The sequence below is a fragment of the Candidatus Merdisoma sp. JLR.KK011 genome, from assembly GCF_036941125.1.
Lineage (GTDB): Bacteria > Bacillota > Clostridia > Lachnospirales > Lachnospiraceae > Laedolimicola.
In genome coordinates this window covers 1,677,724-1,691,175 of record NZ_JAYWSZ010000004.1, presented here as the reverse complement: position 1 = coordinate 1,691,175, position 13,452 = coordinate 1,677,724, and the positions used below count along the sequence as shown (strand labels likewise).

The window sequence follows — 13,452 nt, the reverse complement described above, 5'->3', positions numbered from 1 at the left end:
AAAAACCGGAACCGGAAATAGGGCTAAGTCAGCGCTCCAAAGAACAGTAAATACTGTTTCCAATACTTTGGCTGAAAGACAATTTAGCCCTATCTAAAAAACAATATTCGGCTATCACCTATTCTAAGGTGTGCCCTATACACTAATTTCTATTTTTTCACCCCAATCTCCATCAATTCTGCTGCGACTGATACGGATTTGATTCGCATAAGATTATCCCATGCGTCTTCCCTGCCAAGCAGATTCATTCCTCCATGCCATACAAGGTCATCGTCTATAATTGCAAAATGTTCAATCACCTCATCCTTTGCAATGACATGAATGCCGTTTTCCTGCATTTCTTTCATCAGCCTTTGGCAAAATTCCGGACTTCCATAAGATAAATTCTGCGGCTCTGTTGTTATAACTGTCACATCTACTCCATATTCCTGCCTCAATTTCACAAGATAAATGAAGCGTTCTACCTTATCCTGGGTAAGCTCTGGGCTGGATACAAGAATCCTCTTTTGTGCTTCAACAATGTCTCTCTCAAATATATCCATATAATTTCCGGAATCATAAATAGCATTTGCTGTCTGTTTTGAAAAAACGCTATTTGTCATCAATTGAAAGCCTGTACGTTTATAGGTGCGCAGACGCTTTGCATACATATTGTCAAAATCACGAATATGGGAATCCACATAATCATAAACAATGACTTCTGTTTTTCCATCATAATCACGATTTAATCTTCCTATATACTGCTCAAGCCTGCTTGAAAAGGATACCGGTGCTGCCAGCATCAGAGTATCCAGTCTGGGATAGTCAAACCCCTCACCGATTTTCTGGCCTGTTGCAACCAGAATCATGCTTTGATCCTTTGGCACTTCTTTTAGTCTTCTTCGCACTTCCCGGTTTTCCTTATCACTGTTATCACCATATAGGATAAAGATATTATCCGCATCCCCCTGTAAATGATCATACAGATATTTTGCCTGTTCTTTGTATCTTGTCAAAATTACCGGTGTTCTTCCCTCTTTCACACAAATCCTTGTATCTTCAAGAATCATCTCATTTCTGGCAGAATTCGTACTAATCAGCGCATAAGCTCCATTAATATCTGTTTTGCTTTCGTTTGTGTCAATTAATCTTGTATACCTTGGATATACATAATGGCCAATTCCCTGCTCGACTGCCCGTTCTTTTGCAGTATAGCTATGCCTTATGGGGCCTAAAAGCATAAAAATGATTTTTTCCAGATGATCTCCCCTTTTGGGTGTTGCGGATACTCCATAAATATATCTGGCATTCACTTTCTGCATAACTTTAATGGATGTGCTAGAGCCGCAGTGATGGCACTCATCCATTAGAATCATACCATAAGAATTGATAAACTCATTGAATTTTCCCTTACTATATATGGAACCAATCATAGCCACATCGATAATGCCTGTTAAAGTATTCTTATTGCCATGCAAAATTCCAATGACACTGTTCCTGCGTTTTTCCCGGCCGCTTTTTGTTTTATAAATAGGCGGCTCTTCATCTATAATCAAAAATTTATTCAGTTCATCCACCCACTGCTCCAGTAAATCTTTACTTTGAAGCAAAATAAGTGTATTCACTTTTCGTTCTGCGATAAGATAGCTGCAGACCACAGTTTTTCCAAATGCAGTAGCCGCACTGAGAACTCCATGATCAAATGCAAGCAAACGCTGTGCCGCCAGATCCTGCTGAGTCTTTAAATCGCCGTTAAAAGCAACTCTGATAGGTCTCCCCTTTTCCCTGCGATCTATAATTTCATACTCAATGCCGGCTTCTTTACAGGAAGTGCAAAGGTTGTCACGAAGGCCTCTGGGAATACGAATATAACCGTCTATATCTTTGCCCATATATATGGCGCTAAAATTATAATAATTGGAATATCCGAGTCTCTTATTTTTGTAAAATATGGGATTGTCAAAGGCCGCCATACTTCGGATCTGATTCTGCAATCGCGGCATTAGATTTAATGTATCAACATATATGCCGTCTCCAAGAACAATGTGCATCTTCCCAACCACATCTGACTTTACAAAACCGTCTTTTTTCTTCCACGGTTTTGGACGGCTTTGCAGAGCCTCAAGGGAAACAATTCCTTTCTTTTCCGCAAACTCTGTCTGCCATTTTTTCATATGCTCTTCTATATCTTCTAATGACAGCTTTTCTGTATGATTTAACAAAATATCCCACTGATCCGGATAAGCATTCCAATTTTTGTCAACAAATGCACTGTTTCCGCTTTTCAATGCCTGTCCCTGTAATGGCAAAGCTATTAAATTCCCTATACTGCTTGCAACATCCTGTGATGGGTACATGCGATCGTAATAATGAAAGGATTTTAAATTAATCGATGCGGATCCTTTATCCAGTAAAAGAAAGCCGAAATTTCTTGCCAGAGCCGCGGATACAGGTTTTTTGAAAAAAATCCATACATGTGCTCCTCTGCCTGATCTTGACCTCTCCACTAATGGTGTTATGCCATTGCTTTCACATATGCGCCTTAAGGCATCGACCTCTTCATGCCATTCCTCATCAGCATTGGCAAAATCCGTTTTTTCAGCGCCTTTTTCATGGTTGTCAAAATCAAAAACAAGAAAGCGGCATGTACCATCCGGAAGCAGCGGATAGATACCCAAGACATCCGCGCCATCTTCTCTGCAGCCAAGAAGATGCTCTATGATTTTTCTGGGTTCCAGTTTCGTCCACTCTCTATGCCCACAGGCTTCACAGTTAATTTTTTCACCACGCTGTTTGGGGCATATTCGTTCCGTCCATCTATGATTGCATTGTGGAAAGTATCCGCCTTTTGTGCCTCTTTTCGCATATACATCTGTCCTTCCCCAAAACATTGCAAAATACTTATTTACCAGATCTTCCGTAATATATTTACTTAGGATGCGTTCGCCCTGATCCGGATCATATTCTTCATTTGTTTCAATCTTCTCTTCAAATGGGTTGTCTGATTCATATGCAATGTTTGCCTGTTCCAACTGCATTTTCAATCTTTTGTTTTCGTCCTGAAGATCTCTTACCAGCTTTCGGAGTGAATCCAAATTGTATGCTTCTATGTTCATTTCCTATATTACCTTTCTTGCTGTTTCATGTTTATACAGCACTTTACAAATTTTTTTCATTTTAAGCAATAAAAAACATACAATCTACTCTATTTGTTGTATAGTATAAGCGCTAACAAATCTTTACAAAAACAGGAGATTGTATGTCACGCTTATTTTACAACAGAAACCATACTTTTAATAAGCTTTTTTGGTTCTTTGGAATTATTTTCAGGATGCCTCAATGCCATCTGCGGAAAATTTGTTCCTGCTGGTCATTTCCATGTTGGCCCTGGATTCTTTCCGCTCCATCCGGTTTGCATGGATGCATATAATTTCAAGGCCTACTGGCAAGTCGCTGAATTCCTTTTACTATACGCTCAGCTATGCTGCTTTTGACCACCTCAGATGGACAGCTGTAACTGCCAGGCTTGTTTTAAGCTGTATACCCATTTCCCTGAGGGATTCCTCCGTGTTCCTCTCCATTGATGATACCTTAGTGGAAAAATACGGTACGAAATTTCAGGCCGCTCAAACTTGTTTGACCATGCCGCCCATAACGGCTCCAATTACCTTAAGGGGCACTGCTTCGTCAGTCTCATGCTCCATGTGCCGCTTAAGTCAGCGGATGGAATCACTTACCTCTCCGTTCCCCTCGGATGCCGCAAGGTCATTACAAACCTGTGGAAAGGCCGTACCGTATATGCCTGCGTGACAGCCGCTGACCCTGGAAAGCCTGGCAGTTTCCGTCTGTTCCTATGCACAGCGGTACCAGAAGAGATAGCTGTTGAACCGGAAAAGGATGTTGCCATACTATAGTAAGGAATTCCAAAAGTACCAGGGTCAAAGTCCGCAGGAAATCCGTTATGAGCTGGGAGTTATGCGCAATTGTGGCTATCTATAAAAAGTTGTAAAGTGCTGTGTTATATTAAGTATTTTCGAATCTGTTCTGTCATCTTATATGCATTTGCGCTACATAAATCTAAATCATCAATTGCAATGATTAATTGTTTTTTTCCATCACGTGTTTCCATAAAATTCAAATAATCTTTTATTAACTCTGTCAGTTCTTCTTTCAGTTTTGTACTCTCCCCTAGTTTCGTAAGCTTACTGATATTTCCTTCATAATCAAACTCATCATCCAACATCTGCTTTTGGTTATTGATTAAAGAAACATAGCGGTAAACCTTTTGGAAGCGGTCAAGCAGTTCTTCTCTTGTTCTCTCATCTGCACGTTGGTTATCATTATTATAGCAATCATAAAAGTTTCGAAAAATCTTTGCAAGCACAATGTCTAAAACATTATGAACATCATCAAATAATGATGGGTCAATCAAAATCGGTTCCACAAAATATGTACTTTCAACATTTTTACAATTCAAAAAAATTTCCTTATTTGAATTATGATATATGGCATTGACAAAAGTCATCATAACACTGCTTTTTCCTTCTCCCCGTTCCCCACAAAATGCGATAATATTATTCTCATAATCCTGTGATTTCCAGAATTCTTTTTTATCTCTCACTTCTATTGAGGCTCCAACAATTCTGTCTAATATATTTGCAGCGCGTTCGTATTGTTCAATAAAAAGATCATCTTTTGTTATTTCATCTCTTACCGCTATCATAAACTCGTTCCCTTTTGTAATTGTAATTTTCGCCATAATGCTTTCTCCTTTTAACTTTTTTTCTGCACCTAAAATATTATTCTTGAGCATCTTTTAAGGACGGATAGAGTGCAAACATCTTTAGAGTATCACTTGATTCCAGTTTCAATGGAATTAATTCCCTCTCCTGATTGTCTGCCATTTTATGAAAATCATTAATCTTATAGCTTTTTCCCGCATCCCTTTCATCTTCCTGACAAAATTCTTCAACAGTAAAATCACGAATCGCTTCGCCAAAGGATGCGAAATACCAGACTACATTTCCCAGTACTTCTTTGCTGTCTATAAAATCTTCCGGAAACGCTCTTGATCGGAAGTAATTTTCTGCCGGATCACCAAAGTCAAGATATCGTTATTCAGGAACCAGTCTCTTACTAAAACTCCAAACTATCCGCATTGAGAAGGAAATATTTCATCCCCATAATCACAAATCCCTCATCATTTCTCCACGGCTTTTTTGTACCATTCAAGATAACAATCTTCTTGAATGAATCTGGAATATTTCGAAGTGAATTAAGCTCTTGTATCTGCTTTTCCTCAGAAGCCATATCATAAGCTACCTGAATGTAATATCTCTGACTGCTCTGATTTACTACAAAATCAACCTCCAACTGCTTACGAATGGTTTTTCCTTCGCTACTCTTTGCATACACTTCTACAATACCAACATCCACATTATAACCTCGTACAAGTAACTCATTATAAACAATGTTCTCCATAATATGAGTAGGCTCCTGTTGTCTAAAGTTCAATCTGGCATTTCTAAGTCCTACATCCGTAAAGTAATACTTTAGATTTGCACCCACATATTTTCTACCTTTAATATCGTATCGACTGGCTTTAGAGATCAGAAAACTTTGTGTTAAATAATCAATATGGTTGGAAATAGTTTTGTTACTATAATTGATACCACATTCTGATTTGAATGTATGCGATATTTTCGTTGGATTTGTAGGCGCTCCTATGGCAGAAGCAAGTATATCCACTAAAGTTCCAATCTCATCCACATTCTGAATCTTATTTCGCTCAACTACATCCTTGAGATAAACATTTGCAAAAATATTTTTCAAATACTCTGCCTTTTGACGTTCCACTGAAAATTGTACCACTTGCGGAAGTCCGCCATATATCATATACTCATTCCACGCATCATCATAATCCCTGTCAAAAACTGCGTAAAATTCAGCAAAGGACAAAGGATAAATTCTAATTTCATCACCTCTGCCCCTAAACTCAGTTATAATATCGCTGGATAAAAATTTAGAGTTGCTTCCGGTTACATATACATCAATATTACTTATGCGAAGCAGACTGTTCAGTACTTCTTCAAATCTGGGCATAAACTGCACTTCATCCAAAAACAAATAATATTTCCCTTCGTCCTTCATTACATTCTTGATATACTGATAACATCTTTTTGGATCTCTCAACTCCTCATTTTCAATTCCATCTAGTGCTATCTCAATGATGTGGTTACTATCCACTCCACTTTCCAATAAATATTTCTTATATAGCACAAATAACAGGAAAGATTTTCCGCATCTTCTGATTCCTGTAATAATTTTGATCATTCCGTTATCTTTTCTTATTTTTAACTGTTCAAGATAAAAATCTCTTTTAATCTCCATGCTTTCGCTCCTTATTTTTGTGTATTAACACATTTCCAAGTAATATTATCGTATCACTAAATAATTTTTAAGTCAACATCAATTACTATTTTATGTGTATTTACACAATCTTATGTATCAACAGGCAAACATATGGAAAAAGGATACCTACACATACCAATCAGACTGTTTTCGACACACAACGCCCCATACCCCGAATATGTCAAGCTTTTGCCACAAATTTTTTTCACTTTCTTTAAGCCAAAATCGCTAGAATCCGCTTAATTTCATAGGGAGCATGGCAGGGTATTGCCAAGTTAAAACAAAATTGATGATGAATTATTGTCAAGTTCTTTTCGGATTGAAAAAACTTTCCTACTCCCCATCACCAATTCCAAGCAATAACTTATCAAAATCATTTTGATACAGTTTATCCTGCATTATTCTGTATTTTTCAAATTCACTCTCGGCAAAGCTTTTAGCAATCTCAGCAGATACTCTTCCCTTATCTTTCAATACTTCTTCTTCATTAAATTCAAGAAATACATCCAACTTTTTTGCCCAATCTTCCATAGTCATGGGAATCTGCCGTCTTGCCTGTCTCTCCGCATAGTCCAAATACATGTTAACAAACTGATTTAAGTCCTGCATTTCCTCTTTTGTCAAATAATTCTTCGCTATGCTGACATCCGCTTTCACTATTTTACCCCTTGGTGCATTCTTCCAAGTAGTCAGCCCCATATACTCTTTTCTATGATCTGCACGTTCTACAATCACCTCCGCAGCCGTATGATGATGAATGGCATAATGCAGCTTATTCTGGACCATAGCAAAAAAATCCTTTGAAGTTGCCGCCGTAGGAGAATAATCCACCGCTGTTGTATAGATATCTGTTATCTTTTGATAAAATTTCCTCTCGCTTGCACGAATCTCCCTGATTTCATCTAGTAAATGTTCAAAATATTCCTCGTCAAATATCTGTCCGTTTTCAAGACGCTTTTTATCCAACACATACCCCTGAACCGTAAAGGTCTTTAACACCTTTGTCGCCCACTGCCTGAATTGGGTTGCACGAATGGAATTAATTCGATAGCCTACGGAGATAATTGCGTCAAGATTATAAAATTTCATCCTATACTTTTTGCCATCGGAAGCAGTTGCCGAGGATTCCTCGGTAACTGCTTCTGTATCTAGCTCTCCGCTGGCAAAAATATTTTTTAAATGTAAACCAATATTGTCTGTTGAGCAATCAAAAAGCTGTGCCATGCTCTTTTGTGTAAGCCATACATCTTCATCATGTACTCTAACCTCAATGCTGTCTTCACTATTCTGTTTTGTAAAAACAAGAAAGTCCGTCGTACTATTTCTGATCTGCATTTTTTTATCCATAAAATCACCTAACCTTATTACGCCAACTTATCATTGACCTTATCCCTTAGTCTATAAAATTTTCTAACGAGATTAGAGCGCCAAAATTCTCTAAGTTAGCAACCCCCATTTCAAATGGGGGTTTAGTTTTAACCCCTCCGGGGTATAGTACTGGTTCCGCCTAAGGCGGGGTTCCGCAATACCATCTTTACCAGTTGCCCCCTACAGGGGGCCTTTTACTTTCTTCCATCTTCTAACTTGTCATTCTCTTCTTGTTCTTGTATATATTTTCTAATTGTTTCTTCATTTACATTCCCTACTGTTGATACAAAATATCCTCTGGCCCAGAAATGTCTGTCTCCCCATTTCGTTCGGTACTCCGGATGTCTGTCAAACAGCATTAATGTACTCTTCCCTTTCAGATATGACATGAATTCCGATACACACATCTTTGGCGGTATCGCCACATACATATGCACATGATCTATACATACCTTCCCGTCCATTAGCTGCACCTGTTTCATCTCACATAATTTCTTTATAATTTCTACCAAATCTCTCTTCGTCTCTCCATACATGATTTTTCTTCGATATTTCGGTATGAAGATAATATGATATGTGCAATTCCATCTGGTGTGTGCTATACTTTGATTATCCATTTTGGATACCTCCTATGCTTTTGATATGGCCTGCGAAACCAATATCATTATAGCATAGGAGGTTTTAGTACTTTATGCAACGCTACGGCTTTGCCTCGGCCCCCATTTCAAATGGGGGATATATGTCTATTTCATTATTCTATCACAAACCTTGGTCTACAGAAACATAATTTTTTATCTCAAAAGCCTGAAAACCAGTATGTCTTTATTGGTGTAGTACTTAATGCAGTAAAAATTGCATACATATAATTCTACCTTCCTTCACCCTAACTGCTTCCTCTGTCTACGCAGAAATTCCACTCGATCTCTATCTTCCTGCCTTTATAAACATAAATTCTTTTTATAAAAACATCAGCCACTTCCTCCGTCAGCTTTTCTATATGGGAATACCGGATAATCTGTCTCATATCCGCCTCTGCTTTCTGGTATTCATCCTCAAGCCAATGAAGCCTTTTCGCAGCTTCTGCCTCTGCATCGGATAAAAGAGATAATCTCTCCTCCAGTTCTCCTGCCCTTTTCTGCCCTCATCCGCCTTTTCTCCGCTCCGTAATTCTCAAGGCGCTTTTCCAAAGCCCGGATGCCTGCTTTCTGAAAGGAATATAAATTGTCCTTCTGCCTCATAGCGTTTCCCCGAAGCATCAGCTCCTTATTCAACATCAAAAGTACGGTTTCTTCTAAGAGATCCGCATTCATATAGGTGCAGCACTCCGGTATCTGAAGAAGCGCATGCTTCCGGCACTCGAAATACCGGTGCTTATTTTTTTCCCGGATTGGCTTATAATTCAGGGAATATCCGCAGCCGCCGCAGTACAGTTTTCCGGTCAGCGGATGCTTCTCCCTGTTCCGTTTTGTAGAATGGCCCGGCCGAAATGTCGATACCTGCTCAAAGATTTCTTTGGAAATCAATGCCTCATGGCAGCCTGGTATGACTTTCCACTCTTCCCTGGGCACGGCGGTTCCGCTTCTGCTCCCTACGGACTTTCTGATGGTTTTTCCATAGGCCATTTTCCCAAGATAAAATCGGTTATTTAAGATACGCCGGATTGTCTGGCTGCTCCAGGTATAAATCCTTTTATCCGATGTCTCCCTGTCCGGCTTTCGGATCTGTGCTATGGCCGGTATCTGTTCTTCATAAAGCTGCTTTGCTATCTGCGTACTGCTTTTCCCCTCCATAGCCAGAGAAAAAATATAACGCACAATTTCCGCCTCTCTTTCATTCACCACAACCATATTCCTAGATTATTCACGGCACAGCCGTGAAAGTGTCTGAAAGCCACATAGTTGCTGTATTTTAACTGAATATTGCTTTTCACCTGTCAAGTGAATGAAAAAAGAGCATCCACTTGTGATAAAATTAAGGTGTCTAATCTCAAATAATACCAACAAAAGGAGCCCTTTATGAGTATTGTAAACACCTTACCATAAAACTTGCTCCAGATGATCTATATGATCATTGCCGGTTATTTTGAAGATGATAATTCCGATGAACTGACAAACGATCCCGTATTCAAGTCCATACTTGAAAAAGATGCCCTTGCATCACAGCCTACTGTTTCCAGATTCTTTAACCGTATGGATGAAGATACCTTAAACCAGTTTCTTGCGATTGGCAGAATACTTCGGAATAAAATTTACAGTATTCAGATGCCGCAGGCTGTTATTCTGGATCTGGATTCCACTCTTCTTGATGCATACGGCAAACAGGAAGGCAGCGCCTTTAATTTTCATTATCAAAGCAATGGTTATCATCCACTTGTTTGTTAGTAATCGTCAAAACGCTCGCCTTTCGCTAAAGTCATTTTTAGTCCATACTTGAAAAAAGCAATAGATTTTTCAAGGAGGAACTAAAGACTATGGATCAATGTACTCATGAAGTCCGTGCCGAATACTGGAAGGGAATCATTAGGGCATGCGGACAACGTCCGGCCGGACAGTCGGCAAAGAACTGGATGGATGAAAACGGAATCTGTGAACAAAGCTATTATCATTGGCAACGGAAATTCCGGCAAAAGGCTTATGAAGAAATGCGGAAAAGCAGCGATGCCGTTCCTGCAGTGGCAGAAAAGCCGGAGCTTTCTTTTGTTGAAATTCCCTATTGCTCTTCAGCAAAGAAAAACGGGCAGATGATTTCAGGCAGCACAGTTGCAGTCATCGGTACTTCTACATTAAAGATCGAGATTACCAATGATATTTCGGATTCCCTTCTGAGCCTGATCATAAGGGAGGCGTCCCATGCTTAAAGATGCCGCCGGTATCCGCCGCGTAGTCCTTGCCTGCGGCACGGTTGACCTCAGGAAAGGGATTGACGGCCTGGCAACAATCGTAGGCGATAAGTATGGGCAGAATCCTTTTGAAAAAGGAACTCTTTTTCTGTTCTGCGGAAAGCGGTCTGACCGATGCAAAGGACTTTTGTGGATGGGCACGGGTTTTTTGCTTCTATATAAAAGATTCGAAGCTGGAAGACTGTCATGGCCGAGAAATACACAGGAGGCTGCCGAACTTACGGAAGACCAGTTCCATTATCTGATGATGGGTTTAAATCCCCTGGATCCTAAGATCAAAGATGTGGAGCCCCAAAAAATTTACTGAAATATTTGTGCAAAACAGAGAAAATATATCGCTGTTTTAGCGCATAAAAAATGTCTGTTTATGTAGGAAGCAGACCTGTGCATGAAAGCTTCTATCTGCTGTCATGGACCGTGGAAGAAACGTTTGGACCTTGAAAACCCTATATTTTTGAACGCTGGAATGGGGCATCTGTGTACTGCTGGCGGCATGGCAGAATGACGATGGCCGATTGGGAGCCAAATGGCATCTGTTCCTGTTTTCTGTTATACTTAACCTATAAAGAAAGGCGGCCGTCATGTGCAGAAAATTTACACCAGACGAACTCAATACGATGGATCATGAGTCCAAGAACGATGTCATCTATCAGATGCAGGACCGTCTTGACAAGCTTGAGCATGATTATGAAAACCTCATGGAACAGGTACGTCTTGCGAATCAGCAGCGTTTCGGCCGTAATACGGAAAAACTGGATGAAATCGCAGGACAGCTTTCCTTTTTTAATGAAGCAGAAGCAAACTGCAATGAAAATGTGCCAGAACCAACGATAGAAGAAACCATTGCCTGCGCCATGAAGCCGCCCCGGAAACGCAGGAAGAAAGGGCAGCGTGAAGAGGATCTTAGGGATTTTCCACAGGAAGAAATTTCCCATGATGTCGCGGCGGAGGAACTGGATGATGCCTTTGGCAGAGGGAACTGGAAAAGTATGCCGGATGAGATCTTCTGGCAGCTTCGTTTTGAGCCAGCCCGGTGGACTGCGGAAAAACATGTCATTAAAGTCTATGTTGGGACAGGCGGGCTGCATCAGGATGAATTTCTCCGTGGAGATCATCCTGCCACCCTGTTTAAAGGGAGCATCGCAACCCCTTCCCTGGAAGCGGCAGTCATCAACGCAAAGTATGTAAACAGCAATCCTCTTGACCGCATTGCCCGGGATTTTCAGGAGAATGGCCTGAATCTGTCCAAACAGACCATGTCCAACTGGACGATATGGTCAGCAGAAAGATATTTTCTTCCGCTGTATGAATGGATGAAAAAGCGGCAGCTTGAAGCCCATGTGAATCAGTGTGATGAAACGCCTTTAGAGGTAATCCATGACGGCAGGCCTGCCGGGAGCAAGAGTTATATGTGTTATGCGCTGAGTTTTTGATGAGGGGCTAAATACACAGAAATGGCCTATTAGAACCATTTTTCTTTAAAACTCATAACATAATAATAGTATCTCCTTTATGATGTAATAGTATCAAAAACATCATTTAAGGAGGATTTTTATGTTGAAAGAAAAAGCAAAACCGTGCTCCGAGTTATCTGAAAAAGTACTCAATGAAATGTGCTCGGATGGATATTCCGCCAAAAGTGTGGAACACCATGTCAGGCCTATCTATAATAGACTGGCAGGGTATTGTGAAGAACATTTTGAGGGAATGTATTCTGTTGACGCTGGTAAAGCCTTCATACAGATGATCCAAAGGAAAAAACAGTCAAAGGAGCAGACAGACCTGAACCGAAATTCGGTTGAGCGGTTAGACCATGCGCTGGACGGAGATTTTCATTGGAGACCTGCGAAGTCGAAGTTAAAGCCGTATGCATCTTCGTGCTATGATGCGGCCGTTGCTAGATATGAGGCTTATCTTATCCAGACAGGAAAAACCATTACCAACACCAGGCACCATATACATTTAATTGCCGGATTTCTGGCATATATGGAGTCAATAGGGATATCCAGCCTCCCTATGATAAAAGCAGAACATATCCATGAAAGGTTTATAGCGGCAAACGATAAGGCAGGTTTCCGCAAGGCAGTGAAAATGTTTTTCCGGTACGCCTGCAGGTACGGATTGATTGAAAATGACATCAGCCATTGGATTCCGTCAGTACCGCGCCATAAGCCGGTTCCCTCTGTCTATACGAAAGATGAAGTAGAAAAAATACTGGGTTCCATAGACCGGACTACAAGCCTTGGCAAAAGAAACTACTGCATTATTCTAATAGCTGCAAGACTGGGGATTCGCTCCTGTGATATAGCTGGGCTAAAGCTTGAAGACATCCGGCACGGGGAAGGCCTTATCCGTGTAACGCAGCAAAAGACGGGTGTTCCTGTTGAATACCCGATACTGGACGAAATATATGCAGCCATGAGGGACTATCTGGACAATGCAAGGCCTGATTCTGACCTTCCCTATGTGTTCCTGACACAGCCCAGGCCGATTTCCTCTGCTTTAAGCACACAGGGGATTCATGCCGTTGTGTCCGGAGCTATTGCATGGGCCGGCATAGATACGTCTTCCAGAAGACATGGCGCCCATGCCCTGAGATCAAGTCTGGCATCACATCTTCTTGCAGAAGGAAAAAACTATCCAGAGATCCAGCAGGTATTAGGCCAGACTTCTCCCGATGCCGCCAGGCACTATATCCGTGTTGAGGCGGAACGGCTGAGGGAATGCGCTATGGAAGTGCCCGTTTTTCCTAATGAGCTGATCACTTATTTCCGGGGAAGGCGGTGAATTAACAT

The 13,452-nt window shown here is 40.6% G+C and carries 11 protein-coding genes and 1 pseudogene; 5 read left to right on the top strand and 7 right to left on the bottom strand.

What is annotated here, in order from left to right:
- Positions 1–149: 149 nt before the first annotated feature.
- The 7 genes from VV089_RS21975 to VV089_RS21945 form a co-directional block, all read right to left on the bottom strand.
- A complete protein-coding gene (locus tag VV089_RS21975) occupies positions 150–3,095 on the bottom strand; it encodes a TOTE conflict system archaeo-eukaryotic primase domain-containing protein (RefSeq protein WP_334337409.1) in 2,946 nt (981 codons plus the stop codon).
- A 902-nt stretch (positions 3,096–3,997) separates the two neighbouring features.
- A complete protein-coding gene (locus VV089_RS21970; RefSeq protein WP_172543522.1) occupies positions 3,998–4,738 on the bottom strand; it encodes a hypothetical protein in 741 nt (246 codons plus the stop codon).
- A 377-nt stretch (positions 4,739–5,115) separates the two neighbouring features.
- A complete protein-coding gene (locus VV089_RS21965) occupies positions 5,116–6,369 on the bottom strand; it encodes an ATP-binding protein (protein ID WP_172543521.1) in 1,254 nt (417 codons plus the stop codon).
- Positions 6,370–6,723: 354 nt separating this feature from the next.
- The gene (locus VV089_RS21960; RefSeq protein WP_334337408.1) at positions 6,724–7,737 is read right to left on the bottom strand and encodes a virulence RhuM family protein; all 1,014 of its coding nucleotides are present in this window, start codon (positions 7,735–7,737) and stop codon (positions 6,724–6,726) included.
- Between the two features lie 215 nt (positions 7,738–7,952).
- Positions 7,953–8,375, bottom strand: coding sequence for an IS200/IS605 family transposase (gene tnpA, locus VV089_RS21955; RefSeq protein WP_334334760.1), 423 nt, complete (start codon positions 8,373–8,375; stop codon positions 7,953–7,955).
- A gap of 266 nt (positions 8,376–8,641) precedes the next feature.
- Positions 8,642–8,878, bottom strand: a complete 237-nt coding sequence (locus VV089_RS21950) for a DUF4368 domain-containing protein (RefSeq protein WP_334337610.1) — start codon at positions 8,876–8,878, stop codon at positions 8,642–8,644.
- Positions 8,811–9,599: a recombinase family protein gene (locus VV089_RS21945; RefSeq protein WP_334337407.1), complete on the bottom strand. Its 789-nt coding sequence runs from the start codon at positions 9,597–9,599 to the stop codon at positions 8,811–8,813. The genes VV089_RS21950 and VV089_RS21945 overlap by 68 nt, the downstream gene beginning before the upstream one ends.
- A 201-nt stretch (positions 9,600–9,800) precedes the next feature.
- Between VV089_RS21945 and VV089_RS21940 the strand changes: the two are divergent.
- The 5 genes and pseudogenes from VV089_RS21940 to VV089_RS21920 all read left to right on the top strand — a co-directional run.
- Positions 9,801–10,136: pseudogene (locus tag VV089_RS21940) on the top strand (transposase); the annotation flags it as partial.
- A 92-nt stretch (positions 10,137–10,228) separates the two neighbouring features.
- Positions 10,229–10,615: an IS66 family insertion sequence element accessory protein TnpB gene (locus tag VV089_RS21935; protein ID WP_172542955.1), complete on the top strand. Its 387-nt coding sequence runs from the start codon at positions 10,229–10,231 to the stop codon at positions 10,613–10,615.
- Positions 10,608–10,964, top strand: coding sequence for an IS66 family insertion sequence element accessory protein TnpB (tnpB, locus tag VV089_RS21930; protein WP_334335784.1), 357 nt, complete (start codon positions 10,608–10,610; stop codon positions 10,962–10,964). Before VV089_RS21935 ends, tnpB begins: the two co-directional genes overlap by 8 nt.
- A gap of 274 nt (positions 10,965–11,238) precedes the next feature.
- Positions 11,239–12,090 (top strand): IS66 family transposase, encoded by an 852-nt coding sequence (locus VV089_RS21925; protein ID WP_334337406.1) that lies wholly within the window; start codon positions 11,239–11,241, stop codon positions 12,088–12,090.
- A gap of 121 nt (positions 12,091–12,211) precedes the next feature.
- Positions 12,212–13,444: a site-specific integrase gene (locus VV089_RS21920; RefSeq protein ID WP_334337405.1), complete on the top strand. Its 1,233-nt coding sequence runs from the start codon at positions 12,212–12,214 to the stop codon at positions 13,442–13,444.
- Positions 13,445–13,452: the final 8 nt, after the last annotated feature.

Excerpts from the sequence above, each read along its gene's own strand:
- VV089_RS21975 (WP_334337409.1), bottom strand. The coding sequence starts at position 3,095 with ATGAACATAGAAGCATACAATTTGGATTCACTCCGAAAGCTGGTAAGA.
- VV089_RS21970 (WP_172543522.1), bottom strand. The coding sequence starts at position 4,738 with ATGGCGAAAATTACAATTACAAAAGGGAACGAGTTTATGATAGCGGTA.
- VV089_RS21965 (WP_172543521.1), bottom strand. The coding sequence starts at position 6,369 with ATGGAGATTAAAAGAGATTTTTATCTTGAACAGTTAAAAATAAGAAAA.
- VV089_RS21960 (WP_334337408.1), bottom strand. The coding sequence starts at position 7,737 with ATGGATAAAAAAATGCAGATCAGAAATAGTACGACGGACTTTCTTGTT.
- tnpA (WP_334334760.1), bottom strand. The coding sequence starts at position 8,375 with ATGGATAATCAAAGTATAGCACACACCAGATGGAATTGCACATATCAT.
- VV089_RS21935 (WP_172542955.1), top strand. The coding sequence starts at position 10,229 with ATGGATCAATGTACTCATGAAGTCCGTGCCGAATACTGGAAGGGAATC.
- tnpB (WP_334335784.1), top strand. The coding sequence starts at position 10,608 with ATGCTTAAAGATGCCGCCGGTATCCGCCGCGTAGTCCTTGCCTGCGGC.
- VV089_RS21925 (WP_334337406.1), top strand. The coding sequence starts at position 11,239 with ATGTGCAGAAAATTTACACCAGACGAACTCAATACGATGGATCATGAG.
- VV089_RS21920 (WP_334337405.1), top strand. The coding sequence starts at position 12,212 with ATGTTGAAAGAAAAAGCAAAACCGTGCTCCGAGTTATCTGAAAAAGTA.